Origin of the sequence: Yoonia sp. BS5-3, assembly GCF_038069655.2 — a bacterium.
GTDB lineage: Bacteria > Pseudomonadota > Alphaproteobacteria > Rhodobacterales > Rhodobacteraceae > Yoonia > Yoonia phaeophyticola.
The window spans coordinates 3,738,280-3,763,593 of sequence record NZ_CP150951.2 but is presented as its reverse complement, the minus strand read 5'-3'; the positions used below and the strand labels follow the sequence as shown (position 1 = coordinate 3,763,593).

The 25,314-nt window shown below is 54.0% G+C and carries 23 protein-coding genes and 1 tRNA gene; 6 read left to right on the top strand and 18 right to left on the bottom strand.

The window, feature by feature from the left end; genetic code table 11:
- Positions 1-112 precede the first annotated feature (112 nt).
- The 3 genes from AABB29_RS18990 to AABB29_RS18980 all read left to right on the top strand — a co-directional run bounded on the left by AABB29_RS18990 (position 113) and on the right by AABB29_RS18980 (position 3,384).
- Positions 113-1,201, top strand: a complete 1,089-nt coding sequence (locus tag AABB29_RS18990; RefSeq protein WP_341365424.1) for a helix-turn-helix domain-containing protein — start codon at positions 113-115, stop codon at positions 1,199-1,201.
- Between the two features lie 75 nt (positions 1,202-1,276).
- Positions 1,277-1,693 (top strand): plasmid mobilization relaxosome protein MobC, encoded by a 417-nt coding sequence (gene mobC / locus AABB29_RS18985; protein WP_373636686.1) that lies wholly within the window; start codon positions 1,277-1,279, stop codon positions 1,691-1,693.
- Positions 1,690-3,384, top strand: coding sequence for a relaxase/mobilization nuclease domain-containing protein (locus AABB29_RS18980; protein WP_341365426.1), 1,695 nt, complete (start codon positions 1,690-1,692; stop codon positions 3,382-3,384). Before mobC ends, AABB29_RS18980 begins: the two co-directional genes overlap by 4 nt.
- A gap of 244 nt (positions 3,385-3,628) precedes the next feature.
- Here AABB29_RS18980 and AABB29_RS18975 read toward each other — a convergent pair whose 3' ends face one another.
- The 6 genes from AABB29_RS18975 to AABB29_RS18950 all read right to left on the bottom strand — a co-directional run bounded on the left by AABB29_RS18975 (position 3,629) and on the right by AABB29_RS18950 (position 8,622).
- Positions 3,629-4,522: a hypothetical protein gene (locus tag AABB29_RS18975; protein WP_341365427.1), complete on the bottom strand. Its 894-nt coding sequence runs from the start codon at positions 4,520-4,522 to the stop codon at positions 3,629-3,631.
- Positions 4,512-5,051: a hypothetical protein gene (locus AABB29_RS18970; RefSeq protein ID WP_341365428.1), complete on the bottom strand. Its 540-nt coding sequence runs from the start codon at positions 5,049-5,051 to the stop codon at positions 4,512-4,514. Before AABB29_RS18970 ends, AABB29_RS18975 begins: the two co-directional genes overlap by 11 nt.
- Positions 5,052-5,173: 122 nt before the next feature.
- Positions 5,174-5,548: a hypothetical protein gene (locus AABB29_RS18965; protein WP_341365429.1), complete on the bottom strand. Its 375-nt coding sequence runs from the start codon at positions 5,546-5,548 to the stop codon at positions 5,174-5,176.
- Positions 5,549-6,246: 698 nt separating this feature from the next.
- Complete coding sequence (locus AABB29_RS18960; protein WP_341365430.1) at positions 6,247-6,813, bottom strand: metallophosphoesterase; 567 nt, start codon at positions 6,811-6,813, stop codon at positions 6,247-6,249.
- 187 nt (positions 6,814-7,000) lie between these two features.
- Complete coding sequence (locus AABB29_RS18955; protein WP_341365431.1) at positions 7,001-7,858, bottom strand: hypothetical protein; 858 nt, start codon at positions 7,856-7,858, stop codon at positions 7,001-7,003.
- Complete coding sequence (locus tag AABB29_RS18950) at positions 7,855-8,622, bottom strand: ParA family protein (protein WP_341365432.1); 768 nt, start codon at positions 8,620-8,622, stop codon at positions 7,855-7,857. The genes AABB29_RS18955 and AABB29_RS18950 overlap by 4 nt, the downstream gene beginning before the upstream one ends.
- Positions 8,623-8,694: 72 nt before the next feature.
- Here AABB29_RS18950 and AABB29_RS18945 point away from each other — a divergent pair, with 72 nt between their 5' ends.
- The gene (locus AABB29_RS18945; protein ID WP_341365433.1) at positions 8,695-8,913 is read left to right on the top strand and encodes a helix-turn-helix transcriptional regulator; all 219 of its coding nucleotides are present in this window, start codon (positions 8,695-8,697) and stop codon (positions 8,911-8,913) included.
- Between the two features lie 118 nt (positions 8,914-9,031).
- Here the strand turns inward: AABB29_RS18945 and AABB29_RS18940 are convergent, their stop codons facing one another.
- From AABB29_RS18940 to AABB29_RS18910, 7 genes are all read right to left on the bottom strand, one after another.
- On the bottom strand, positions 9,032-10,027 hold the full coding sequence (locus AABB29_RS18940) for a hypothetical protein (protein ID WP_341365434.1): 996 nt from the start codon (positions 10,025-10,027) through the stop codon (positions 9,032-9,034).
- 3 nt (positions 10,028-10,030) lie between these two features.
- Positions 10,031-11,146, bottom strand: coding sequence for a DUF3696 domain-containing protein (locus AABB29_RS18935; protein ID WP_341365435.1), 1,116 nt, complete (start codon positions 11,144-11,146; stop codon positions 10,031-10,033).
- On the bottom strand, positions 11,143-12,315 hold the full coding sequence (locus tag AABB29_RS18930; protein ID WP_341365436.1) for a DUF262 domain-containing protein: 1,173 nt from the start codon (positions 12,313-12,315) through the stop codon (positions 11,143-11,145). Before AABB29_RS18930 ends, AABB29_RS18935 begins: the two co-directional genes overlap by 4 nt.
- Positions 12,316-12,441: 126 nt before the next feature.
- Positions 12,442-15,093: a DEAD/DEAH box helicase family protein gene (locus tag AABB29_RS18925; RefSeq protein WP_341365437.1), complete on the bottom strand. Its 2,652-nt coding sequence runs from the start codon at positions 15,091-15,093 to the stop codon at positions 12,442-12,444.
- Positions 15,090-16,667: a site-specific DNA-methyltransferase gene (locus AABB29_RS18920; protein ID WP_341365438.1), complete on the bottom strand. Its 1,578-nt coding sequence runs from the start codon at positions 16,665-16,667 to the stop codon at positions 15,090-15,092. Before AABB29_RS18920 ends, AABB29_RS18925 begins: the two co-directional genes overlap by 4 nt.
- 42 nt (positions 16,668-16,709) lie before the next feature.
- Complete coding sequence (locus tag AABB29_RS18915; RefSeq protein WP_341365439.1) at positions 16,710-17,069, bottom strand: hypothetical protein; 360 nt, start codon at positions 17,067-17,069, stop codon at positions 16,710-16,712.
- Positions 17,066-17,476 (bottom strand): helix-turn-helix transcriptional regulator, encoded by a 411-nt coding sequence (locus AABB29_RS18910; protein ID WP_341365440.1) that lies wholly within the window; start codon positions 17,474-17,476, stop codon positions 17,066-17,068. The genes AABB29_RS18915 and AABB29_RS18910 overlap by 4 nt, the downstream gene beginning before the upstream one ends.
- Before the next feature lie 183 nt (positions 17,477-17,659).
- Here AABB29_RS18910 and AABB29_RS18905 point away from each other — a divergent pair, with 183 nt between their 5' ends.
- Positions 17,660-17,872 carry a hypothetical protein gene (locus tag AABB29_RS18905; protein WP_299744889.1) on the top strand — a complete coding sequence of 71 codons (213 nt, stop codon included), beginning with the start codon at positions 17,660-17,662 and terminating at the stop codon, positions 17,870-17,872.
- Between the two features lie 232 nt (positions 17,873-18,104).
- The gene (locus tag AABB29_RS18900; protein ID WP_373636685.1) at positions 18,105-19,220 is read left to right on the top strand and encodes a tyrosine-type recombinase/integrase; all 1,116 of its coding nucleotides are present in this window, start codon (positions 18,105-18,107) and stop codon (positions 19,218-19,220) included.
- Between the two features lie 163 nt (positions 19,221-19,383).
- Here AABB29_RS18900 and AABB29_RS18895 read toward each other — a convergent pair.
- From AABB29_RS18895 to AABB29_RS18875, 5 genes are all read right to left on the bottom strand, one after another.
- Positions 19,384-19,458 (bottom strand) — tRNA-Gly (locus tag AABB29_RS18895).
- A 100-nt stretch (positions 19,459-19,558) separates the two neighbouring features.
- Positions 19,559-19,942: a VOC family protein gene (locus AABB29_RS18890; protein WP_341365442.1), complete on the bottom strand. Its 384-nt coding sequence runs from the start codon at positions 19,940-19,942 to the stop codon at positions 19,559-19,561.
- The gene (locus AABB29_RS18885) at positions 19,939-20,442 is read right to left on the bottom strand and encodes a DUF2314 domain-containing protein (protein ID WP_341365443.1); all 504 of its coding nucleotides are present in this window, start codon (positions 20,440-20,442) and stop codon (positions 19,939-19,941) included. Before AABB29_RS18885 ends, AABB29_RS18890 begins: the two co-directional genes overlap by 4 nt.
- On the bottom strand, positions 20,439-23,882 hold the full coding sequence (locus tag AABB29_RS18880) for a pyruvate carboxylase (protein WP_373636684.1): 3,444 nt from the start codon (positions 23,880-23,882) through the stop codon (positions 20,439-20,441). Before AABB29_RS18880 ends, AABB29_RS18885 begins: the two co-directional genes overlap by 4 nt.
- Before the next feature lie 235 nt (positions 23,883-24,117).
- Positions 24,118-25,254 carry an alpha-hydroxy acid oxidase gene (locus AABB29_RS18875; RefSeq protein WP_341365444.1) on the bottom strand — a complete coding sequence of 379 codons (1,137 nt, stop codon included), beginning with the start codon at positions 25,252-25,254 and terminating at the stop codon, positions 24,118-24,120.
- Between the last annotated feature and the right edge of the window lie 60 nt (positions 25,255-25,314).

Sequence of the window (25,314 nt, the reverse complement as noted above, 5' to 3'; positions counted from 1 at the left end):
CCGGGATCAAATCTATAGCAAAAGCCTCCAGCTTTCTTAGAGACCTTACTCGAAAGAGCGGTGCAAAATCAACTGACAATCCAGTTGGCAGGACGCTACCGTGTGGTGCGTTATGAGCGTCCGGCTAGTTCATGAAGGCCTTCCTTCAGATATCACACCCTACCGACTGAAACTGCTTCTGCGGCAAGCAAGGATCGCGCTTGGCCTTTCCAAAGGTGCTGTCGAATACCTCGTATTTGCGATTGAGAACTGCCAGCCGTCCGACTTCCAGAACGGCAGAATATGCGCCATCTGGCATTCACTGGAACGGCTCGCAACGCTCTTCAGACTATCGAAGCGCCAGATAAATAGGATTGAGGCTGAACTTGTTGACGCGGGTTTGATTAAGCGCACCTATCCGGAACGGAAGAACCGCTCTGGTGATCGCGTTGATGGTGTGATCAAGAGAGCGGCCGGAATCAACCTCGCCCCCCTCATTGAAAAAGCAGAGTACGTCCGATCACTTGTGGGTCGTCAAATGCAAGCTGACGAAGATCACAAACGGCTGCGCGAGCACATTCAAGATCTCTTTCGCCAGATCAGAGAGCTAGAGAACGGTGAAGCCAACGACGCGGCGACAAGCATTTTGCCACGTCGTCGGCCTGGAGAACTAAATGACATCAAAGAAATGCGACTGGTTGCGGATGCGCTGGCGGCGGTACTTGCTGATTTTTCTGCGAAGGTCAGTCAGCCAGAGATGACCGACGGGTCAGACGAAAATGTCCGACTCATTACGAAGAAAGAAAAGAAAAATAAAACCCGTACGGCACCGCAGATGCGTGGTGGCGAACAGTTTAATACCAGCCCTGCTCACGCACGACTCTTGGCCACTTCAGAGTTGCGTGGGTACATCGACTTGTATGCACTGCACGGACCACCAGACTGGCAATCGATCAATCGAGCGACGCATGATCGCGCTTACAAATTGGGTATCTCCCGTCGAATCTGGGAAGAAATGTGCGTCCGCATTGGCGAGAATAAAACAGCACTCTGCTTAATCGTCGCTGACCGGAATTCTCAAAGAGATGACGCGTTTGGCGTTGATAACGCAGCCGCGGCTTTCACGCAGATGACCCGAAAAGTGGAGAGAGACCTGGCCGTTCTCAATAGCCTCATGGGTGAACTGACGGACGCCCTGATCCGGTCACGGGGGAATTTATGAACTGCCTTCGATTGTCTCAAGAGGAGAGAGAGCAAGGTTACGCGTGTGGCTACGCCAACCGCACCTTGGAAGGGAATGGGCAAGCCCTTTCCCCTTCACCCCAAACCCACGCGCGGGGCGCGTCAAGTGGCTGCCATGAGTAAGCGAGAACCTAAACCACGCTTGGTTCGTAGACTGGTTCTACGCGTGCGCTGCTCAGAGGCAGAACACGCCAACTGGACGCACAAAGCTCGCGATCAAGAACGATCGCTTTCCGACTATGCCCGTCATGTTCTTTCCGTTGAGCCGATGCAGCGTCGGGCGAGACCACCGGTGGTCGATCCTGAGTTGCTGGCAGCGGTCGGACGCGCGGGCAACAATCTCAACCAAATCGCACGAGCCATGCACACAGACCGCAAGGCTGGGCGGCGCATCGATTTGATCGCCGTCTACACATTGTTGATGGCCTTGGACCGCGAACTTGCCGAGATTGTGGCGGGGCATTCCAGATGATGGTTCGCTTCTTTACGCATGGCGACGGCTCTGGCCGGGCGGCGGTCGAGTATCTCCTGGCCAAGGAGGTCGCGGCATACACCAAGGACCGTAAGCGCATCGCTGGTGAGACCGTGCGACGAGATGTACCCCCTGAAATACTGGCCGGCGATCCCGATCTGACCTGTCACCTTATCGACAGCAATACCCGCAAATGGCGGTACACATCCGGCGTCGTGGCGTTCCATGCAGATGACGATCCCTCCGAGGAACTACAGGCGGCGGTGATAGCAGATTTCGAACGGGCTGCCTTTGCTGGCCTTGAGGCGGACCAAGTGAATGCCCTCTGGGTCCGCCATCAGCACATGGGCAACGTTGAGTTGCATTTCCTGATTCCGCGAGTCGAGCTCTATGCCAACCGTTCATTCAACGCTGCACCACCAGGATCGGAACGGTTTTTCAACATCTTTCGTGATTACTGGAACGCCCGCGAAGGCTGGGTCAGCCCCGAAGAGCCGGAGAGAAAACGGATGATCAAACCCGTTTTCGATCTAGACGACCGGAAGAGCATCAAGGAGACCATTCAGACTTTCATGCTCCAGAAGATCGAGGCTGGCGAAGTCCGAAATCACGCAGATATTCGCGCCGTTCTGAGCGAACTGGATGGCCTCGAATTCAAACCTTTGACCGAGAAACAGCTTGAGAAGCGCCGTAGGGCCGATGCCGAAGAAGCGGAAGGCGGCACGCAGCGCCGCCGCGACACCCGGATCACCATGCGTATTGCTGGAACCTCGGACAGCCAAAACACCTTTCGACTGGAGGATAGAATTTTCCATGAAACCTGGAACGCAGATGAATACTTTGCTGCAAAACCTGCAAGCGAAGGTGGAGACGCAAAGCCACGCCACCGAAGAGCAGACCCAGCAGATGTTGAACGACTTCGAACAGCGTTTGTCGCAAGCGTTGAACGCCGCGCTTCGAAAACTCGAGACCGATATGCGCGACCTCGAAAAACTAAGCAGCTCGATAAACAACCGGACGTCCCATCAGATCGAAGCTCATGCCAGCACCATTCGGGACGCGACAGCGGCGTTGGAGGAGAGCCGGAAGGAATGGCGCACGGTGACGTGGAAGACGATGCTGCCAACGTATCTAGCCGGGGTCTTTCTGACCTTCTGGGTTCTCTTGATGGCCGTGCAGCTGACCTTTCCGGAGAGACCATCAGCAATAGAAGCACAGGGGCTGGCGACATTCGGTCTCGAAGGGACGCGCGTTACGCGTGGCCTTGGCGGCTTGGGCCGAGTGGTGAACCTGCCGCGCGGCGTCGAACTCGCCGATTGTCCCATGCCCAATCTGAGCGGCGGCGAAGTCTGTATCGAAACCCCGGCAACGAGGTGAACTATGTCACATCATCAATTGACACCCTTCGAGGCGGCATTGTTACGCGCTGTCGAGGATCTGAACGCGACCTTCGAGACTGGTTTGAAGAGCGCGGGCGCTTCACCGAACGAATTGGCGAACTTACAGAGAGAATTCGAACGGTTCGCGACCGTATTGGAAAAGCGTTTGCAAAGCTTGGAAAAGCAACAGAGCGCGCTTCAACAGCTCTTGAAAGCTGGCTGAGGAAGCAGTCACAGAAGCTCATTGCTATAGAGGGAAAAAGTGACCAATCAAAGATCGATAGATCGTATTCGGCGGGACCGAAAATTTGAAGGCTGTGGTTGCATCGGGCAGTCAAATAGATGACTGCCCAACACGACATTATTTACGTTTGATCGTCTCAACCACATGCGTAGACTTCTTCGTCTGCGCTTTCTTGATGGTAGTGAAGCGACCAGTTCCTGGCGCTGCGGCCAACTTTGTAGGTTTTCTTAGCTATGATTATATCTTCATAGGCATGAAGTATGCTAGGCAGGCGGCAATCCACCCATTTTCAGAGCGGCGCGTCAGTAGAAACTAGGCTGCAGCATTGCGGACAAAAAGATCCACTATCTCTCGTGTGATGAGAAAGTTGCTTCGTTTATCGTAGCCGCGGTAGTCAGGAAGTGAGTTTACCTCCAAAAAGTAGTACTTTCCGTCCCTTACTTTGAAGTCGATTCCACCGAAGAGAAGTCCGTTCTGTTCGATCGCATCAAAGCAGAACTCACAAATTTTGGGCGGTGGGCTGAATAGCTCGTAGGAGTTTCTCTTTGAGAAACGGTAATCCACGTCGTCCGATCTAATGCGTTCGCCGATAGATTGATGTCCCACTTGATGGACGCGTACATCGTAACCTTCGATGTATTCTTGCAAGAGTATTGGAGTGGGAAGCAGATTGTTTGGGACAATTGAAGCATCAAAAAGAACAGCCTCTGATTTTTGATTGGAAGCTCCTTTCAGAATGACGCCATGTATATGACGGGCGCTGAACTCTCGAACACGATCAGGGCAGTTAGAGAGTATCGTCTCAGGTGACTGAATTTCGAAACTGTGACACAGGTCGAGATGAACTGAAGTATGCTGTAACTTGCAGAAATTTGACGACCCAGCTTCCAACGAATTGATGATGGTTCGTTCAGCGCTTGAAGTGAAGAAGCTAGACACTTGTTTGTATATGGTCTGCGAGCTTTGTGTGGTTTCAAAGTCTGAGCCCACTGTCTTGGGTCTGAGAAAACACGCATATTCATTCTCCATGGTGGTCCCTACTAGTTCGACGGTTTCATCAACAGTATCCGTCTTGTGCAGAACCGAACGGTAAGCAGCGTCAACAATTTGGATTTCCGCACCGAACCATGTTGCTGAAACACAAAAGTGCACAAATGTTGGATCTAGTGCGCTACCTACAGCGAGAATGCGAGGTTTAACCGCCATCGATTTTGCCCGGAAGAAATGTGGACAAGTGACTGATCGCGATATCTGTAGCTGTCTTGGCCGCATTTATCGATAGAGAGCTGAACTGCAAAGAAAACAGCCGTGAAGCCAATTCATCGTCAGCGATGTCAGACTTGGAGTCTGACGTGGACGTAAAGCTATTCCTGCTTAGTTCGCCGGCTATCAATGAGCCGGAAGAAGCCACAAACCAAGATCTTATGTACTTTTCAACTTCCGGTGCATTCTTCAGGATCAAGTCACTCTCTATCGGAAACTCTGCTGATGTTGTGTCGATTATTGCTCGGAAAGAAGCAACATCCTCCAGGGAATTGAAGTCCTCTGCGCTTAGCAAAGGGTCCATCAAGACGCTTGTGTATCCATCTAGCGGATTTTCGTCTGTTTTAGAACGTGGAGCGCTCAAGCACACTCGATCTTTCAGAATATCTGGCGCATAGAGCTGATCGCCTAGGTGTGTTCGATATTCCTCCCGTTTTGGGCTAACGATAAAAAGGGCTGATTGACTTGGCATGCTTAACCAGTTCCTCAAGGCGTTCGGCAAATTCTTTAATGTCGTCTTCCGTAGCACTCGCGCTTGCCATTTCGTTCTTGGAAGGGCGTAATTTAAGCGGCGAAAACTGCTCGTTGTCTGCGCTAGTCATTGGACCGAATTTTAACTTTCTTGATAAACTCTGATGGGCGTAGATTCAGTAGATCATCAGGAGTAGTGATTATGAGATCTGGGGGCATTTCAAATCGCTCATCTAGAAGTGTGCTTTCTTTTGCTTCGCTATTTTCGCTGCTCTCAGTACTCTCACTGTTCTCGGAGTCTTCACTGGATTCAGTAGTTTCGCTATCTTCCGTTGACTCACTGTCTTCGCTGCCTTCGGAGTCCGCTAGTATGTTTCCATCTCCTCCACTTGCCAAAATCCCTTTCAAAGCATCAAAGGCCTCTAGATCATCGTCATCATCGAAAGGATCATTGCTGTATTTGGAAACTAGGTCGCTTAGCTTTAGGGATTTGGTCAATTTTTCTTCCTTCCATGCCGGTACTAATTCGATAAAGTACAGCTAAATGATGAACCTAGATGTGTTCGAAACGATACCTGCCTGTGAACCAGAAGCAACATATTTGTACTTAGTCACCCACTTGCTCGTGGACGCCTTAGGCCGGTCACCTACAAGGCACCCACCTGTCGACACCGAAATCAAGTCGCTACCCGTCACCCCTGCCGATCGCCTCGATGAAATGAAGACCCCAAATTGGCGTTGAAGAATGTACTTGATCGATAACCTTGTCCGTTGAGTTCTAACGACCAGAGCCTCAAGCTTCTTGCGGCTTGGAGTTTGCCCGTAGTGCTGTATTAGCTTTCGCTAAAGACTTCGATCTTCTGCGGGTTCGAACCAATAACCAAACCTTCGATTGCAACGGCGGCTTGCGACGGGATCAAGTCTTCAACAAATAGACTGACGAAGCCCTCGAAAACTTACTTCATCTTAACTACGCTGGATGCAAACAAGGACTCACGAAAATCCATGTTCCCGGCGCTGCCCAAATTCGAAAGTTTCACTAAGCTGTAGAAATCGCTCCTCTACGCGGACAATACTCTCTTACGATGGACACTTAGAGCGCGCCGCGAATGCTTGTTTGCCGCTTTCTTGAACGGCTGATCGCTGCCTTTGGTGGTCATCCCGCAGATGGGTGCTTTGCGGTAGAACGTGACATCTCAAATCTCCTTTGCGTTGTGCTCAACGTCGGTCCAATGCTTGTTCACAGGCAGCGTCTTGGCGCGGCGTGCGATGTCCTCGAAGCGGACCGGCATGAAGTCCCAAACATCGACGCCTGCGTTGACGCTGTTGCGCGAGCCTTTCCAGTTGTTGTGGACGTGACCGAAGATCTGGAGTGCATCGCGACGTGCGTGATTCCAGGTGATCATGGGGTAGTGGCAAAGCGTGTGTGCTTGCTTCTGGGGACCGTCACGGACCTCAGCCAAATGCTTGACACTGGTCCACGACAGCGCCTGTGTCAGTTCCAGATCGTGGTTGCCCACAATAAGGTGCTTCTCTGCACCGGGGAGTTTGTCGAAGAGCTTTGTCAGCCAGTTGGTGTCCTTGGCTTTCGGCCCATGCGCGAAGTCGCCAATGATCCAGAGCGCGTCCTTGGAACCAACCATAGCCCAGAGGTTCTGCATCAGAACCGCGTCCATGTGATTGGCCGACCGGAAGGGGCGCTTGCAGAACTTGATGACGTTCTCATGCCCGAAATGCGGGTCAGCTGTGTACCAGTTGGTCATGTCTTGTCTCCGTCGTGCGATAGTGGCGCGGACGGCGACGGATGCAGGCAGAGATGATGATCATCATCATGGCGAACAGCGCGAAGCCGCCCGCCGTAAATGGGGGCGCTAGGGTTGGGTGATATCTACGCGCTTCATGATCATCCGCGCCTCATAGCGGGTTCTGTGCTGTCTGGCTATCCATTGTTCACAGATCCATGTCCGAGGCTTCGACCTCCTCGCCCGCTAGGGCTTCGACAATCTGGCGATCCAGCTCTGCCATGTGCTGACGGCCGAGCTCGTAATCCACCAACGAGAAGCCGATCAGTGTACTGCCGGGCTCACCGCGATAGGTCACGGTGAAGGTTGCAAGGCAGCCCGTTTTGATCTCTTCATCGCGTGGGTATTCGAAGCGATAGGACACATCATTGCGGTAGTGCCGTGCATTGCCGCAGAGCTCATACTCGCTGATGGTGGTGCGTTCTCGCCCACCGAAGGTATCCGTTTCCTCGTGTTTGAGGGTGCCGAAGGCGTCGAGGTCGGGGATGAAGCCCTCAGTGCTCCAGGCATAAGTCAGCGTCATGGTCCGCCCGTCAATCTCGACGCGGGACGGAGGACCATAAAGCCCTTCGATTTGGGCTTTTAGCTCTAGCGGTTCGGGCAAAGTCTCACTTGGCTGACGCATGCTGCGATGGATCGCCATGGGACGCTGTTCCATGACATCGGACGACAGCGTGGCTGTCACCTGATCTTGCTCAGCGTTTGCCAGACGGCCATGGACGCCGACATCGCCAATGCGGCTGAATTGTTGATAGGTGAACTCAAAGACCGCCCCATCCGGCGACTGCACCCGCAGAACTTCACTCTCGCTTGTTGGGGCAGCGTCGCTGCGTTCTGCATAGACGGCGAGGATGTCGTCCAGTGGGTCGCCGGGTTGCAGGCCGAGGATTTCATAGGGGTACGGACGGGCCTCTGGTGCAGGGAGTGGCGTGAGTTCATTCTCTGCGAAAGCTGGAATCGCCAGAGACGTTAAAACGAAACCGAGTGTCAGCGATGTACGGATCATGCGACGGCCTTTCTTTTGTATGCGTAGACGGATTGTTCGCCGACGAAGGGTTCGAGACGCTGACCCCTCAAAGCCCATTCGGCCTCGAATGTAAGGCGCTGAACTGCCACCCACGCGGCCTGTGCATCGCGAAAACGGGCGAAACCGGGTTTGTCTGGCTTACAGGCCAGCGACGAGACGAAGTGGTCAATGTCGCCGTTGAGGATTTGATCCGATAGCGCTTCTGCCCACGGTAGCTCTGACTGGAATACGGGATGGTAGCCGAACGCCTTACGAGTCTCTTCCGCTTCGAGCGTGCCGTTTCGACAGCCGTTGACCAGGCACATCAGGTCTTCGGGCGTGCCGAGGTATTCGCTGATACCTTCGACAATGCATTTGGCCTCAAACGGACTGATGGCGGGCGCGATGACTAAGTTGGCGAGGCCAAGTGCTGCAAGTTGCGGCTCATAGAGGCGGGCGGACGTGTCGATTAATAGTAAATCGAAACCCCGTGCTTCGGCGGCGGCACTACGATCTTCCACCTCATCTCGGGTCTGACATTCGATCAGCTCCAGTTGTGGCGGGCGGAATTTGCAGGCTGCCATTTGTATCATCCAGTTCTGCAAAGTTGAGGGATGGCGGCCTTTGGGGTTGGTCCCCGCTTGATCGGTGCAATCCATCACGGCGACCCGCTTGCCCTGCGCTAGAAAGCCAGAGGCAAGTGCCATCGTGGCAATGGTCCTGCCAGAGCCACCCTTGTTGGCGAATATCGCAATGGTTTTCATCGGGCCCTCAATTCGCAAAATACATATTATAGTTGATAACATTATAGTATGTAATTTCCAATGGTCTGACGCATGGATATGCGCAAACTGGTTGGAAAAAATTTTGGTCGGCTGCGGCGGGAAAAAGGCCTCACGCAGGAGCAGATTGAAGAGCGGTCAGGCTTCAGTCAGCAGTATTTAAGCGGCCTTGAGCAAGGTAGGCGTAATCCTACTGTGATCACGCTATACGAACTGTCACAGGCGCTTGGTGTTAGTCATGTCGAATTGGTCACGCCAGAGGCTGAGCATTGATTAGATATCGAGTAAGGGCACCAGAGTGCTAGTTTGATGGTGCCTACGAACTGATGACCCACTTTCTGAATATCTGAAGAAGCTGCCAGAAACACCACCTGTGCTGGCATCAGTTTAGTCAGGGCAGAGGGAGGTGCTCATGAATCATTCCCACAACTACTTTATCGCCACTTTCGTGTATGGGGGGATGTAGATGAATACGATTGCGGTGGGCCTCCAGTTTGATGTGCCACTCACAGTAAATTCTGCGACCATTAAGTATGGTCTCTCTAGCTTCACGGCATGCGCGAACAGCATAGACGTTTGGTTTTTCAGGTGCTGCCGATAGACCAAAGCCACCAAACCGGCTTTCTATCAATTGATTGGTCGGGTTTTCGCCTACACTCACTGTACCGCTTTCATCTGGGGTCACTGCAGGTGGCGGGAACGTGAAAATCCAATGCCCGAAATCGTCTAAAATCTGAAAGGTGTTTTGTACCCTTTCCCTCGCAGCATTGTAGCCTCCTGATAAATTAGTGACATCTTGGAGAGTTCCTCCAGCAAAGTATAGATTGGGATAGGCTCGAGCTGCGAATTCAGTCAAACTCAAGTGACTGTCCCCTTTAAGAACGATCGCATCCCGCCAAAAGTTCTTTCGGCTGCTATCATCACAAACGAAATGAACATCTAAAGTCCCTTCTGAGCTAGACACATTTCCAATGAAAGCTTCGCCCAACGTAAGACACGCCGCCGGAATGCCCGCGCGGATGCTGTGATGGACCCATGCGACATCAGCGTTTTCAAAAGGTGCGTCCGTTCCGATAGAAATCTGCGAGTCCTCTGCTCCTTCGGGCCATTCGTCTGAATCAGCGTAATATTCAGCACGTCCAAGCCAAGCAGCCAATTCTTGTTGCAGATCGCCTGACAAGCCAAGGCCGGTTTCGGCTGAGCAAAGCTCCCATAACGATAGCGTGCCAAGCATGTGTCGACTTTGAAAATCGTCACCAATTTGCACAGCTTCGCTGCGTTCGACGGAAGTTCCAACGAACTGCAAGACCTTCTCGAAAGCCCGACCTACATCAGCGGGATCCATCCCATCGAAACACCACTCTGCTCCGTTTACTACGAATGACATTGGCTACTTCCTCGAGCGTCTGATCTTGCCTAAGGAAGCGACATCTATTTGATATTGATCAAAAAAACCTTTGGGCCAACCAGATATGCTACCATCAGCCCCGATACGCAGCGTTTCAAGATTCAAGCTTCCCTCATCCATGCCAGAATCATCAAACCAATGAACCACGACGTAGTCGTGCTTCAAATGATGAAACTCTGCTACGCCTCTTCGAATGCCGTTCAGCACGTGATCTGAATGAGTTTCGACGACGCACTGAACACCTTTGCCAGCCAACCAGGCAAGAAATACCCCAATTCTAGATTGCCCTGCGGGATGAAGATGTGCTTCCGGATTCTCGACGATAAGCATTCCCCCCGTTTCAGCAATGAGGCCTGCTAGGATTATGGGCAAAGCATAGGTCAGCCCAAATCCCATATTTGTCGAACGCACCCATGTATATCCTGGTACGCGGAACCTAAGTTCTGCAACGGTCGACCTGGGCAAACGTTCGCCACTAATTTCAATCGGTCGAGCAATCTCACTTAACCAGTGCTCAACTTCGTACTTGAGGAGCTGTCGAGTACCTCCTTCGCTTGAAGGATGGGTCCGGTCCTTTTTTTCTAGTAAGCCGTTACCCAGTTCGTGCAATACATGGGCACAATACTGCCCGGTTCTGCCAACTTCGATTTCGTTGTCCGGTAGCGAAGATGTTTCGGCAGAAGTTCTTGGTCCTAGGCGTTCTGCCGACAAGTACGTGAAGGACCGCGGAGTACCGGAAAATGCGACCGGAGCAACATCTGGCCGATTTATGACATTCAGGAACATTGAGTCTTCTGCTGAGGCCCCAAAATTCCAGTTCTTCGAGGACTCACTACTGTCTAGAAGTTGAATTTTGATCCCGTCATCGCCGCAGTCCCAATTTAAAGCGTCTTCGGCGCTGCCTAGTTCCATCCCATGTGGTCCATTAAGCCGGACAGTTCCTCCATGGCCAACGCTAGCTTCATGTGTCAGGAGCAGAGCTTGGATCAACGAAGTTTTCCCTGAGCCATTCAGGCCGGTTAGTACAGTCAAAGGTGCGAAATCAAACTGTTGATCTGTAATGCGTTTGAAACCCTCGATCCGTGCGCTGGAAATCATGGAAGGGCCTCCGTGAGAGCTCTTTTGGTCTGTTCAAGTCTATACGCAACGCGACTAGCTGAACCTGTGCTGACGGTAACCGATCTAGTATACTCTGGATCGTCAAACACCAATCGCAAAGCCTCCTGCACCACTTTTTTGTGCTTTCGCAAAAGTTCGACAGGGTGGTCGGCTAGGGCATTTGCTTGAGCCTCGAAAACTGCGCGATTGATAGGCCCTCTGCGTTCAGAGTCCGGCTGAATTCTGCGGAAAGCAAATTCTCCAAGAATTTCAAAGGCAGCTTTCATCGCGTTGGTGAATTCGTCCTTAAGCGCACCTAGCTGATCGTCCGAGATCTTGGTGCTTTCGGACGTCCCGTCGATGCGTTTTGTGAAATCCATCAAGAACGAGTCTAGGCTTGAAAATTGCCGATATTCGTCGATCGAGCACGATCGGAATGCGCAAAATCGAAGCGCAAGTTCACGGTTCGCCATCCGCCGACTGTCGCGAACTGCCCCGCCACCATCCGACCTGCGCCAGTATTGATTTTCCGTCGCTTGATCAAAACTGTTGTCTTCTGCCAGCTCCATTAGGAAAGATCGCGATCTCATGCCACTCATTGCATGCCGTATTTCCTGTGCAGAAAGCGGGCTACCTAGGGTGTTTACCCGGTTGAATATGTCATATTTCACTTCATCGGGCGTCTGTGGTTCAATGATATGAACGACGATCTGCGCGCTCTTGAAACGACGAACCAACACTTGATCAAGCTTGCCAAATGAAAGGCCCTTCAGTTCTGACAGATACTCAAGATCAGAACCAGACAATTCAAAACCATCGTTCATATACAGATTGATCGTTGAAAGCCGTTGGACGCCGTCGACAACCTGATAAACACCGGTTTCGCTCTGGTTGAAATAGAATGCCGGCAGTGGAATCCCAAGTAAAACGGACTCGATAAGACGTGTTCGCTGTCTCGATTTCCAGACATATTCTCTCTGAAAATCTGGAGAAAGGTCGATATCGCCATCTTTGATCTGGTCAACTATCTCACGCAGAGTGAAAGATTTCGTGGTGATCCTGATCTTTTTGGGATCCCATGGCTTGACCAATAGAGACTCACCGCTTCCGTCTTCAGCGGCGTCAAGGCCGTCCATGTCCACGTCGTCATTGACTATTGCTTCGCTCATTTGGCGGTTTCCAATCGGTTCATCATTCTAGCTTTCGCATTTTTGCGTATTTTCTTGTTATTTTCCATCAATCGTTTCTCACCAATGCTTATCTTCGAATACAATTGCCTGCCTCTTCGTGCTGTTTCAAAGCGTTTCTTGAATTGCTCGTCTCACTGAAAGTGGATCACGATTCTCTATAGTGGCAGTTACGAAGATCGCCTTGCCTTTGGACGCTTTTGCCCATTGCTTGCCGATCATGTCTTTCTCCTGGGAATCCCGGCTTTCCTCCGGCGTCCGATCCTTACCCTTGTATTCGACAACAAGGAGCCGACCGTCCTCCATCAGCGCTACGAAGTCTGGATAAAACTTGTCGGTCGAGGTTGGAAGCGAGAACGAATTTCGGTGACGGCTGACGTTGCGGGTCCAATATTTAAGACCTGGTAGACCATCGATCACCAGCGCACATTGTTCCTCTTCGCCACCTTCAACGCCATCAAAGGCCGGGACTTCATCTGGGCCCATGAAGTGATTTCGGAAATTAAACTTGGTGCCGCGATACTTCGGCACGTCAGCATACATCTCATCGAAGAACATGATACCTTCATCGAACGACACCTCCAACCGCGCCTCCGGTCCGAAAAGGTTAAGCTGATAGACATTGTTCCGCTCCATCTGGCGGAAACCCTTGATCTTATCTCCCAGTTTGCGCGCTAAGATGAACTTACAGCGCATTAGCTGCGCCAGCGGCAGCTTCCTATCGCGAGTCAGATAGGTGACGACATCGTTCAACCAAGCCAGCAGCTCGGTTTGGCTGATCCAAGGGTCGCGTACTTTACGGTCCAGCCAATGCACCAAACTGGCAGGTGTCCAGTCCTCGACCTCAACGTCCATTGTCAGCTGTTCGGAGCTGTCCCCAGCAGCGATCAAGAGGCGGCTACCATCAAGGTCGATTTCAAAGGTGTTGGTCGTCTCCACTATGTCGAACTCTGAGGGCTCAAGTCGCGCGGGATGATCGGCGAGCGACCAGTCGTGGTATTCCATCAAGACGTCGGTGTCGCCAAACACCAGTTCATTCTGAACGTGGGCCATAAGTCGGGGTATGATGAAGGTTTCGCCGCGATGAGCGGGGGCGACTTCATGGGCGTGTTTTTCTTCCCATTCCTTAATCTTGTCGCGGAACGCGCCGTGGAATCGCGCCGGTGCTTGCGCGAAGAGTTCCTCTTTCTCGCGAGGTTTGAGAAAGCCTTTGATCTGCACTGTTGCCTTCCCTGAATTATCGGGGGCAACAGTGATTTTGCCTGGGGCGACACCTTCAATACCCTTTGCTTCATCCTCTGTCGCTTCGATCTCGACGGTTAGCGTTGGGCGGGAGCGCGCTTGCCGCCCGAATAGACCTTCGGCTAGATCGGGCTGTTCGGCCTCGATGTTCGCCTCGGCCTCACTTTCTTCGAAGCCCATGTCTACGAGCTTGTCGCGCAAGCTGTTCGCAGCCTCGGCAAAGCGTTTGGACACCAGCCGAGCGTAGGATTTGTTGAGTGCCGTGGCCTTGCGTCGGGTAGCATAGGGCATGCGCAAAACGCGACCTAAAAGCTGTTCTGCATCGGTGGAACTACGAATATTGGCGACCGAACAGAACACATAGGCAAACGAGCAATCCCAGCCCTCTTTGAGTGCTTCGATCGTGATGACATATTCGATGGGACATGCAGGATCGAAAAGGTTGATACCATCCAGCTCTCGTTGCGCCCCCGTGGCTACGGCGATCTTATGTTCGTCGATGCTCTCGTTCTCGATCAGGTGCTTCTTCAGCACTTCAACTGTCACTTCCTCGTTCTTCTTCTGCGCCTGGAACAGCACGATGGGCCGGATATACCCTTCTCGGTCCTTGTCGGCCCACTCCTGTAACTCCGCGCGCTTCAGGATGGCGGAATTGACCGCGCCTTGCCATGTCTCTGCCTCGTCCAGCACGACGGGCATTTTGATCATTTCTTCGTCTTTCAGCTCCTGCGCTGTGACGGAATGAAGGATGTTATTGAACCCTTTGGGCGTGGCGGTGAACTCGACCAAAGCCGTGGGATTGATCCGCTCATAGACAAGCTGGCTAAGGTCCGAGCCAGCCTTATGCGCCTCATCCATGATGACCAGCGGTCTGTGCAGGTGCAACAGGTTGGCAAAGCTGAAACGGATATCGCCCTTGTTTGGCTCGTCGTCATTCCGCTCCAGTCCGGGAGCATTTGGCGAGACAGAACTGAAATGTGGCTCCAGCATCTCGTGATGACGGTAGACGTGATACTTGTCAGTTTTGCTCTGCCGTAGCGCCTGAATTGTCCCGACGATGACACAGAGGTTCGACCGCATGTCATGCGGGGTTAGCTGGGTGAAATCACCGATGTCGAACACGCGCACGCGGCCCTCGAACGCCTCGTCCAGAACTTGTCTGTAGGGGTGCTTCGGATTCTTCAATGCCTCAGCAGTTTGCAAGCGGATCGTGTTTGTCGGCACGAGCCACAGCACCAGTGGGAAGTCCTTTTCGATCCATGTGTCCTTGGCGATGGTGATGGCATAAGACGCAAGGATCGTCTTGCCGCCGCCAGTGGGAAGGCGCAGGCAAACATAGGGCACATCATTCAGCCCCTTGATGGGCTTGTAGCCCGCTGCATAGCCCCGCAACCGGGCTGCAAGTTCTGGCTTGGCGGTCAGTGTCTCATAGGCAGTTTTGGGGCCTGTGATGCGCGCTTCTTCAAAAAAATCCCGCAGGGTGGCCAGTGAGGCTTTCTGATAATCCTTCAGCTTCATTTGCGTGCCCTCACATCATACGGAGTCTGTTTGAACTCGATTTTTTCGGTCGTCAGCGTAGCTTCCGAAAGCGCCGTGCGTTCACCATAAACCGTCATTTGGCCTTTAAAGTCGCCTTGGGCCGCGCGTATCGTGGCGAGCGTCTTGCGGGTCAGGACGTTGCCACCACTGACCGATTTGTCGCCAAGAATGCCATTGTAAAGCAGCGCGTATCCAAGGCCTTCGTTATGGCCGAGAAAGGGTGTGAGGCTTTTAGGTTCGGTCCAAGGGCTGCCCGTTTCGGCGAACCAGATATGAGCAGCCAGAACAGGGAAACGGATATCTGATTGAATCGAGCCATCTTCATCGAAAACTGGTGGTCCGAGACGGTAAAATCGGAATCCTCCGCCGCCTTTCCAGTCTTGAGAGATCGATGCACCGTGCTGCTCTCCTTCCACGACTTGCTTCAAGCGGGAGCGACAGTGCGTTTCGGCATGGGCACCCATCTCAATGCCAATGTAATTCCGTCCCATTTTGTGGGCTACGGCGGCTGTAGTGCCTGAACCCAAGAATGAATCTAGCACAAGATCATCAGGGTTGGATGCGATGGTCAGAATGCGCTCTAGAAGCCCTTCAGGCTTCGGAGTTTCAAACGCGGCCTTCTGGCCAAAGATCTTTTCCATTTCGGAACTGGCGTGTTGATTCAGTGCCAAACCAGACCAGACACTTGGAGAAGTCATTCCTTGCTTTGCTTCGGTGATGAACAGCTTTTTCATGGGCGTGCCAGCCGTGCCCTTGACGCCCCAATAGAGACGTTTGTCCGCATTTAACCGTTCCATCTCTTCACGGTTGTGTGCCCAGTTCCGGCCAGTTCGAGGGTAGACCTCTTCCCCGGTAAAGCGGTTCTTCAGCGGATAAACCAGACTATCGACGTTCCTGCCGCCCTTGGCGTTTGTGGTAGAGTCTACTTTTCTGAAAGCACCACGCGGGTCAGGGCCGTCGGGTTCCTTAAAGGTATCATACTGTGAGTTTGCCTTCTCAGATCGTGGTTGAAGGTTGAAGGCCTTCTCAGCCACTGTCTGCTTGCTGTCACCATCTCTGTGCTTTGCCCAGACTAGGATGTGCTCGTGAACCATCCCGATCTTGCGGTCATTTGGAGGGCCGTCTCTCTTTTGCCAAGCAATGTCGAGAATGAAATTTTTGCGCCCGAATATCTCGTCACCGATGACCTTGAAGTAGTGAGCTTGAGCGTCATCCAAAGATACCCATATCGATCCATCCTCAGCCAATAGCTCGCGCAGTAATTCTAGTCTTGGCCAAACGAGGGCCAGCCATTGGGCGTGCTCCAGATTGTCATCGTAGTGCTCAAATGCGGCACCTGTGTTGTAGGGCGGGTCGATATAGATGCACTTCACTTGACCGGCATAATACGGCAGCAACGCCTTCAGAGCCTCAAGGTTGTCGCCCTGAATAAGCATATTGCCCGCATCGCGGTCGCCATAGCCCAGCTCCGGCACTTCCTCTAGAAGGCGGTAAGGCACCTTCTCGGCGGCTCGCACATCGTCGTCTCTAGTTAGCCAGCGTAGGGTGGGCATCTGCTCAGTTCTTTCTTAAGGCGCGCGGGTGGAACCCCGCGTTCAGATTTGTTCAATTTGGACGACGGCTCTGCTCATGGCCCACGCCTGAAACAACCCGACAAGGAAGGCCATCAAAGCTATGACATAAAGGCAAAGCTGCAGCGTAGGCATATCAAGCACCCGGCTCGTCGAGGGCAATGCCGGGACGACCAGCCAAAGCAAAAATGTCGCCAGCATACATAGTTGTCCAGTCAGATAGTGGTGGCGCAGCCTGCGCGAATTCAGTTCCTGTTGCAGTCTGATGGCCTGCGGCTTCAAGAACTTTGGCTCTCCTGGCTTGCGCTTGAAGCTGTCAGGGCCGGTTTCCGTGAAGATTGCACGCTTTACTGCCAAGTATGGTTTTTTGAGAAAGTCTGTCATTTCAGCATCCTATACAAACTATCAATTTCATCTTTGACCTCGCTGCGGGTTGAGGAAGGGTGCGAACGGAAATCATCGCGTAGCACTTTGGTCATGACGCGGAGCCGGGCGTCAGGTTTGAACTCCGCATCGACGTCTTCTTCATACTCGTCGATCACGGCAGAAATTTCCTCAATCCGCCTCATGATGAGCGAAGATGGTTGTCCGGTCAAAATGCGATGGGCGTCGTCATCAAACAGCTCGCAAAGCTTCAAAAGAAGTGAAGCGGGCAGGTCACGCTCGTTCCGCTCGTAGTATTGATAACTGCTGCGACTGATGCCCAGCTTTTCAGCGATCTCACTTTGCGACAGGCCAGCAGCCTTTCGGAGCGTTGATAATCGATCTCCGAGTGCAGAAATGTCTCCCAAAGGAGTTCTCCATCCTTGACATGACCTCTTTTGTGGTCATTTATTACATTTAGACGCCATATGGCGTTCTGAGCGTCGAATCAGTCATCTCTAGAGTAGCTTTGCTTTCTACTGTGAGCAAAGCGGAAACCTTTGCTGCCATTAGTTTGGTGGCCTGATGACCTTTGCATCGGAGGAAGAAACTTGGCCCAAGAACAGCTCAAAGCGACCGAGAAGGTCGAAACACCTAAAGAAATGGCGCAACGCATAGGCATCCCCGTGAGCAATGTTCGCTATTTGATAAAGACCGGGCAACTGGCCCACGTCTACACATCACCGGGAAAACGAAATCCCAAGATTCCGATTGGCGCATGGGAACACTACCTCGCGCGCGAAACAGGAGGGGTGACGGAATGACTTCCGCGCGACCAAAACCATCGGAATTGAAGCGTGTTCGCGTCAGCTCAGAAGTTCTCGACAATGCCATGACACCTGCTCAGTGGGTCGAAGAACTGGCCACTCGCGGCATACTAACTACCGAGCGCACGCTAAGAGCATATGCGAACCGACTGGGAGCACGCCTCAAGCTCGGTAACGCGATGATTATTACATCATCTCAAATGGATACAATTTTGACGGAGAGTTCAGAATGCCTCTCGAACCGTGCGTCCGCAAAGACAGCAAATACTTCTACGCGAAGGGTAAAGTCGAATACAACGGCAGACCAATCACCCGCTCATACTACAAAAGCACTGGCTCACTTACGGAAGCTGGCGCACGGGACTGGATAGCACGCGAAACTGAAATTCAGATTCGTCGACATCTTTTCGGCGAAGAAAAGATGTTCACGTTTGCTGACGCGGTACTCGCATATCGAGCAACTAGAACCTCCGCAAAACAGCTCATTCCGATAACTGAGAGGATCGGGCACTTACCTGTGGCTGACATAACCGAGGAACAACTTAAGCAGCTGGGGCCAGAGCTTAAGCCAGACGCTGCGACAGATACTTGGTGGCGTGAGATTGTCACTCCAGCGCGAGCGGTCATCAACAATCTGCATAAGTTGAAGCGGACACCATCAATCCGCGTAAGTCATTACACACCTGAGGAGCGCAACTACCAAGACAAAAAACGTGGAAAGAACAGCCGGGTAGAAAGAAAGCCGTCAAACAAAGCTTGGGTAGAAGCGTTTTGCGATGCTGCGGATCCACACAATGCCGCGTTGGCTCGCTTCATGTTCGAAACAGCCGCTCGTATCGACCAAGCAATCTGCATTAGGCCGGTCGTCGACGTGAATGCTGCAGAACAAAGGATTCGACTGAAGTCGCAAAAGGGCCACAAGGAGGTTTGGGTAGCCATAACCAAAGAGATGATGGCAGAGATTGAGGCGCTTCCCTCAAAGCGAACAAGAAATCCTCGAACTGGCCACCTGCTAGAGGAACGTCTCTTTGGATATGGAACCGCCACAGGATATCGGAAACGCTGGATAACAATCTGTAAGAAGGCGGGAATTCCGTATTTGTCAGCGCACGCAGCAGGGCGCCACGGTTTTTTTACCGAATTGGTGGTACGTCAAAAGGTTGATCCAGTTACCGCTGCCAAGGCTGGGAGGTGGTCCGACCCGACGCTTCCGCTTAGCACCTATGCCCATTCTGAGACCGATGAAGAGGAAATTCGACGTCGATTTCGGACAAAACCCAAACAGAAGCGGAAGTCAAAAGCTTCTAAGAAATTGAAAAAGAAAGGAAAAGATAATGTTGAATAGCCCCCTCCTAAGGGGCAGGTTGCAGGTTCGAATCCTGCCGGGGTCGCCAATTTGGCCTAAATTTTTGCGAAACCGTGCTTCCTGCGCTGCTTTTTCAGCATCAAAAAGCAAAAAGACCGCCGAAGCGGTCTCATGCTAAGCTGTTGGGTTTACAGCTATGATTTGGAGCGGGCGATGAGATTCGAACTCACGACCTAAACCTTGGCAAGGTTTCGCTCTACCCCTGAGCTACGCCCGCATCCTTATCGTGAGGCGTGATTTATAAACAGATGGGGGATACTGCAAGGCCAAAATGTCAGTTCTTTGGAATTTTCTGCTCCGCGGCGACAATTGTCCGCTTAGTTGGCGAACGCGATCAAATCCCACCGGTTTCCAAACGGGTCCTGAAACACCGCAACGGTGCCGTAGGGCTCGGACCGGGGTGTTTCTTCGAAATGAACCCCCTTGGAACGCAGTGCCTGATAGTCCCGGTCAAAATCGTCGGTCTCTAAAAACAGCCAAACACGGCCGCCGCCTTGATTGCCGATCGCCTGCTGCTGGCGGTCATTCACTGCCCGGGCCAGAAGAAATGCGCAGCTGCCGTTTGGGGGCGCGACGCGCACCCAGCGCTTGCCATTGCCTTGATCACTGTCTTCGAGCAGATCAAAGCCCATCACATCAACAAAAAAGCCGATTGCCTCGTCGTAATCAGGAACGACAATCGCAATCAGCGCCAGCTTCATTCACATGACCAGGTTGCGTCAAAAGGGGGCGTTGCGAAATCAGCCAACACATCCGTCTGGCCTTGCATTTCATAGATCACGCGGGTGGTGTAATGCCCGTAGATATTGCCTTTGGGGTCGTTCCAGCTCCAATCGACGATCATGTCATAGGTGAAATCAAGCTGGTCACCACGGTTCATCCCATCAATCGCATTGGGTTGATTGGCAAGAAACCCAGCGAAGTTCTGGCTGTCCCAAGCCGCAAAGGGGCCGACCCAAATGATTTCATGCTCATTCCGGCTGGGGTTAACTGGCACGCGCACCTTCACGAACCCGCCCTCGGGCCCATAGCCTTCGTCATCGACGGTTTCACATAAGAACAGGGGCAGCGAATGCTGAGCCTCAGCAATCGCGGCGTTCATCACCCGATCATCAAGCGTAAATCCAACGGTAGGATCGCCGCTTTGCGCAATGGCCGGTGTGGCCATCGCAAGGCTGAGCATGACCAGAACCCGCATCATTCCAGCTCGACCAGCAGGTCCTTGGCATCGATCTGCCCGCCCGCCTGCACATGCACGGCTTTGACCACGGCGTCACGTTCGGCGTGGATGCCGGTTTCCATCTTCATCGCTTCGATGGTCAGCAGCAGGTCACCTTCTTTGACCGGCGTGCCAGCCTGGGCCGCGATAGTGGCCACAACACCGGGCATCGGTGCACCGATATGGTTTGGGTTGCCGTCTTCGGCCTTGGGGCGCGAGATTTTCTCGGCTGCGGCCAGACGGTTCATTACACGGATCGTCCGGGGTTGTCCGTTGAGCTCGAAGAAGACTTTGACCTCGCCGTCCTCATTCATCTCGCCCACGGCTTGCAGACGGATTTCCAGGGTCTTACCCGGGTCGATCTCGGCCACGATTTCGTCGCCTGGCTGCATCCCGTAGAAGAAAGTCTGTGTCGGCAGGGTGCGGACGGGGCCATAGGTTTTATGGCGGCCCATATAATCGAGGAAGACCTTGGGATACATCAGGTAGCCGTTCAGATCTTCGTCATCCACGTCCAGCCCGCCTAGCTGCGCCGAAAGGTCGGCGCGGGCGGCCTCAAGATCGACGGGCTTCAGCGATTTGCCGGGCCGTTCGGTGAAAGGCTTGTCGCCTTTGAGGATCTTTTTCTGGATCTTCTTTGGCCAGCCGCCGGGGGGCTGCCCCAGGCTGCCTTTCATCATCTCGATGACACTGTCGGGGAAGACGACATCCGTTGCGGGGTCTTCCACATCGGCGCGGCTCAGGTTCTGGCTGACCATCATCAGGGCCATATCGCCGACCACTTTGGACGATGGGGTCACCTTCACGATATCGCCGAACATCTGGTTCACATCCGCATAGGTCTGGGCGACCTCGTGCCAGCGCTCTTCTAGCCCGAGGCTACGTGCCTGCGCCTTGAGGTTGGTGAACTGCCCGCCGGGCATCTCATGCAGGTAAACCTCAGAGGCGGGGGCCTGCAGCCCGGACTCAAACGCCGCGTAATGGGCGCGCACCTGTTCGAAGTAATTGCTGATCTCACGGATCGCGCCAATGTCGAGCCCGGTGTCCCGCGCGTTGCCGCGCAGCGATTCCACGATCGACCCAAGGGTCGGCTGTGAGGTGTTCCCAGACAGGGCGTCCATGGCCGCATCCACACAATCCACGCCCGCATCGGTGGCTGCAAGGATTGTCGCGATGGCCGCGCCAGAGGTGTCATGCGTGTGGAAATGGATCGGCAGCTTTGTCTCTTCTTTCAAGGCCTTGATCAGCGCTGTGGCCGCCGCCGGTTTCATCAGACCTGCCATATCTTTCAGGCCCAGAACATGGGCGCCTGCGGCCTCCAGCTCTTTGGCCATGCCGACATAGTATTTCAGGTCATATTTGGACCGATCCGGGTCCATCATATCGCCGGTGTAGCAAATCGTGCCCTCGCAGACCTTGCCGGATTCGATGACGGCATCCATCGCGATGCGCATGTTTTCCACCCAGTTGAGGCTGTCAAACACGCGGAAGACATCAACGCCGGATTTGGCCGCTTGGGCGACAAAGCTTTGCACCACATTGTCCGGGTAGTTCGTATAGCCCACCCCGTTTGATGCGCGCAGCAGCATCTGTGTCATGATGTTCGGCATCACGGCCCGAATATCGCGCAGACGCTGCCATGGGCATTCCTGCAAGAACCGGTAGGCCACATCAAAGGTCGCGCCACCCCAGCATTCGACACTGAACAGCTGGTTCATCTTGGTCGCATAGGCGGGGGCCGCTTTGATCATATCGATTGAGCGCATGCGGGTGGCGAGCAACGATTGGTGCCCGTCCCGCATTGTCGTATCGGTGATCAGCAGCTGCTTTTGATCCCGCATCCAATCGGCCACGGCTTCGGGGCCGAATTCATCCAGGATATTGCGGGTGCCGGGGGTGACGTCCGTGGTTGGCTTTACCGGTGGTTTCGGCGGTTTGACATCAGCGCCGGGGCGCACGCGCCCTGCGGTTTCGGGATGCCCGTTGACCGTGATATCGGCGATATAAGTCAGGATCTTGGTCGCCCGGTCGCGCCGCTTTTGGAAATCAAACAGCCCGGGCGTCTCGTCAATGAACTTGGTGTGGTATTCGTTGCTGAGGAAGGTTTCATGCTTCAGCAGGTTTTCCACAAAGGCGATGTTGGTGGACACGCCCCGGATACGGAATTCGCGCAGGGCGCGGTCCATGCGGGCAATGGCCATTTCCGGGGTCGGGGCCTTTGCCGTGACCTTGGTCAGCAGGCTGTCGTAATAGCGGGTGATGACCGCGCCGGAATAGGCGGTGCCGCCATCAAGGCGAATACCCGGACCGGTGGCCGAGCGATACGTCTGGATACGGCCATAATCGGGGATAAAGTTGTTCTGCGGGTCCTCGGTCGTGACCCGGCATTGCAGGGCGTGGCCGTCGAGTTTGACATCATATTGGCTGGCGCAGCCTGTCGCCTCGACCAGGGATTTGCCTTCGGCGATCAGGATTTGGGCGCGGACAATATCAATGCCGGTGACTTCTTCGGTGACAGTGTGTTCCACCTGCACGCGGGGGTTCACCTCGATGAAGTAGAACTCGCCGCTGTCCATATCCATCAGGAATTCAACGGTGCCAGCACATTCATAATTCACATGCTGGCAAATTTTCTTACCCAGATTACACAGCTGCTCGCGCTGGGTGCCGGACAGGTACGGGGCAGGGGCGCGCTCAACCACTTTCTGGTTGCGGCGCTGGACCGAACAATCACGCTCCCACAGATGATACATCGCACCATGGGTATCGCCGAGGATCTGCACTTCAACGTGACGGGCGCGGATGATCATCTTTTCAAGATAACCTTCGCCATTGCCAAAAGCCGCCTCTGCTTCGCGGCGGCCTTCCAGCACTTTCTCTTCCAGCTCGTCCTCAGACATGATGGGCCGCATCCCGCGACCACCACCACCCCACGAGGCTTTCAGCATCAGTGGATACCCCACCTCCGCCGCTTGTTTCTTGATCAGGGCCATATCTTCGCCCAACACATCCGTGGCGGGAATGACCGGGACACCTGCAGCGATGGCCACTTGACGGGCGCTGGCCTTGTCGCCTAGTTCGCGCATGGTCTGGGCCTTAGGGCCGATGAAGGTGATGCCATTGGCGGCGCAGGCATCGACGAATTCGGGGTTTTCGGACAAAAGACCATAGCCCGGGTGGATCGCATCAGCGCCCGACATTTTGGCGACGCGAATGATCTCTTCGATGCTGAGATAGGCGGCGACCGGGCCCATGCCTTCGCCGATCCGATAGGCCTCATCAGCTTTGAAGCGGTGCAGACCCAATTTGTCTTCTTCGGCAAAGACAGCAACGGTCTTTTTGCCCATTTCATTGGCGGCCCGCATGATACGGATGGCAATCTCGCCCCGGTTGGCAATCAGGATCTTTTGAAACTCAGCCATTACTCTCCCCTTCGCAGCTGCGGCATTCCATAAAGCGGATCGGCAGGGGCGTCCATAAGCTTTACCACGTTAGCGCAATCATGAACGGACGAGAGTTGCCGGGATGTTCTAAGGGTGAAGTTCGAATTGATGATGGTGTCCGCGGCAGAAGTCGTCTCGCGAAGACTTTGAAAACCATGAGGTTTTCGTTACCTAAAGTCTCATGTTTTGCTAGGTTGGGGAGCGCGTTTCGTATTTAGGTTTTTAGCAAGGCAGGCGTTAACTCACGCAGCGACTGAGCACCCAACTGCCCCATATTGGCGGTCATGTCTTGCCGCAGAATATCGATAACATGGGCTGCCCCCGCAGAATCAAAGGCCCCGAGCCCATAGTGAAATGCCCGCCCCAGCATGACAAAATCCGCGCCAAGCGCCAAGGCGCGGATCACGTCCAGGCCGCCTTCAATGCCGCTGTCAAAGATGATTGGCAGGCGGGTGGCGGCGCGGATAGCGGGCAGGACCTCAATCGTTGCTGGGGCGCCGTCGAACTGACGCCCGGCATGGTTGCTGACCCAAATGGCATCGGCGCCCTCATCGGCAAGGCGGGCGGCATCCTCGGCCCGGGTGACGCCTTTGACCACCAGCGGCCCCTCCCAGACATCGCGCAGCGCTTTGAAATAATCCCAATCAGGCGAGGTGCGCAGCAAATAGCCAACATGCTGGTTTGAGGGCAGGGCGCTGCGGTCATTGGAGTAGCTGTCCATCAGCTTCATCCGGGGCATGCCCGTTTTGCGGATCCCGTTCAGCCAGGTGGGGCAGCGCGCGGCTTGCAAGGCCAAGCGCGGCGTCAGTCTGGGCGGGTTGGTCAGCCCGCTGCGCGTCTGCCGCTCGCGCCGGGATGCGACGGGCACATCGACGGTCAGAACAAGCGTATGGAACCCCGATTGTTTGGCGCGTTTGAGAATGTCGTCGCGAATTTTCGGATCACGCGGCGGATAGAGCTGAAACCAGCCTTGGGTGCCGACATGCGCGCCAATATCTTCCGGAGTTTGGGTCGCGACGGTCGACAGCGTGTAGGGTATGCCCTCCTGCGCGGCCAAGCGGGCCAGTATTTGTTCGGCCCCGGGCCAGATCAAGCCGGACATGCCCACCGGCGCAATGCCAATCGGTAAGGGATAGGCGCGGCCCAGCAGGGTGGTGCGCAGGTCAGGCTCAAACTCGCCATGCAGGATGGAAGGGGACAAAAGCACCTGATCCAGCGCCGCGCGGTTGCGGGTCTGCGTGGCCTCAACCCCGGTGGCGCTGTCCAGATATTCCCACACGAAATGAGGTATCCGGCGGCGGGCGCGGGTTTTCAGATCAGACAGGGCGGGGTAGCGGGCATGCAGGTCCATGGGCGCACGCTATGCCGGGGGAGGCGGTGAAGACAATAACCTCTTTTGCCGCTTGTGAAC

What these genes read in the sequence shown, in the direction of transcription:
- AABB29_RS18990 (WP_341365424.1), top strand. Translation starts at nt 113, where the DNA reads ATGAGCGTCCGGCTAGTTCATGAAGGCCTTCCTTCAGATATCACACCC.
- mobC (WP_373636686.1), top strand. Translation starts at nt 1,277, where the DNA reads ATGGGCAAGCCCTTTCCCCTTCACCCCAAACCCACGCGCGGGGCGCGT.
- AABB29_RS18980 (WP_341365426.1), top strand. Translation starts at nt 1,690, where the DNA reads ATGATGGTTCGCTTCTTTACGCATGGCGACGGCTCTGGCCGGGCGGCG.
- AABB29_RS18975 (WP_341365427.1), bottom strand. Translation starts at nt 4,522, where the DNA reads ATGGCGGTTAAACCTCGCATTCTCGCTGTAGGTAGCGCACTAGATCCA.
- AABB29_RS18970 (WP_341365428.1), bottom strand. Translation starts at nt 5,051, where the DNA reads ATGCCAAGTCAATCAGCCCTTTTTATCGTTAGCCCAAAACGGGAGGAA.
- AABB29_RS18960 (WP_341365430.1), bottom strand. Translation starts at nt 6,813, where the DNA reads ATGACCAACTGGTACACAGCTGACCCGCATTTCGGGCATGAGAACGTC.
- AABB29_RS18955 (WP_341365431.1), bottom strand. Translation starts at nt 7,858, where the DNA reads ATGATCCGTACATCGCTGACACTCGGTTTCGTTTTAACGTCTCTGGCG.
- AABB29_RS18950 (WP_341365432.1), bottom strand. Translation starts at nt 8,622, where the DNA reads ATGAAAACCATTGCGATATTCGCCAACAAGGGTGGCTCTGGCAGGACC.
- AABB29_RS18945 (WP_341365433.1), top strand. Translation starts at nt 8,695, where the DNA reads ATGGATATGCGCAAACTGGTTGGAAAAAATTTTGGTCGGCTGCGGCGG.
- AABB29_RS18940 (WP_341365434.1), bottom strand. Translation starts at nt 10,027, where the DNA reads ATGTCATTCGTAGTAAACGGAGCAGAGTGGTGTTTCGATGGGATGGAT.
- AABB29_RS18935 (WP_341365435.1), bottom strand. Translation starts at nt 11,146, where the DNA reads ATGATTTCCAGCGCACGGATCGAGGGTTTCAAACGCATTACAGATCAA.
- AABB29_RS18930 (WP_341365436.1), bottom strand. Translation starts at nt 12,315, where the DNA reads ATGAGCGAAGCAATAGTCAATGACGACGTGGACATGGACGGCCTTGAC.
- AABB29_RS18925 (WP_341365437.1), bottom strand. Translation starts at nt 15,093, where the DNA reads ATGAAGCTGAAGGATTATCAGAAAGCCTCACTGGCCACCCTGCGGGAT.
- AABB29_RS18920 (WP_341365438.1), bottom strand. Translation starts at nt 16,667, where the DNA reads ATGCCCACCCTACGCTGGCTAACTAGAGACGACGATGTGCGAGCCGCC.
- AABB29_RS18915 (WP_341365439.1), bottom strand. Translation starts at nt 17,069, where the DNA reads ATGACAGACTTTCTCAAAAAACCATACTTGGCAGTAAAGCGTGCAATC.
- AABB29_RS18900 (WP_373636685.1), top strand. Translation starts at nt 18,105, where the DNA reads ATGCCTCTCGAACCGTGCGTCCGCAAAGACAGCAAATACTTCTACGCG.
- AABB29_RS18890 (WP_341365442.1), bottom strand. Translation starts at nt 19,942, where the DNA reads ATGAAGCTGGCGCTGATTGCGATTGTCGTTCCTGATTACGACGAGGCA.
- AABB29_RS18885 (WP_341365443.1), bottom strand. Translation starts at nt 20,442, where the DNA reads ATGATGCGGGTTCTGGTCATGCTCAGCCTTGCGATGGCCACACCGGCC.
- AABB29_RS18880 (WP_373636684.1), bottom strand. Translation starts at nt 23,882, where the DNA reads ATGGCTGAGTTTCAAAAGATCCTGATTGCCAACCGGGGCGAGATTGCC.
- AABB29_RS18875 (WP_341365444.1), bottom strand. Translation starts at nt 25,254, where the DNA reads ATGGACCTGCATGCCCGCTACCCCGCCCTGTCTGATCTGAAAACCCGC.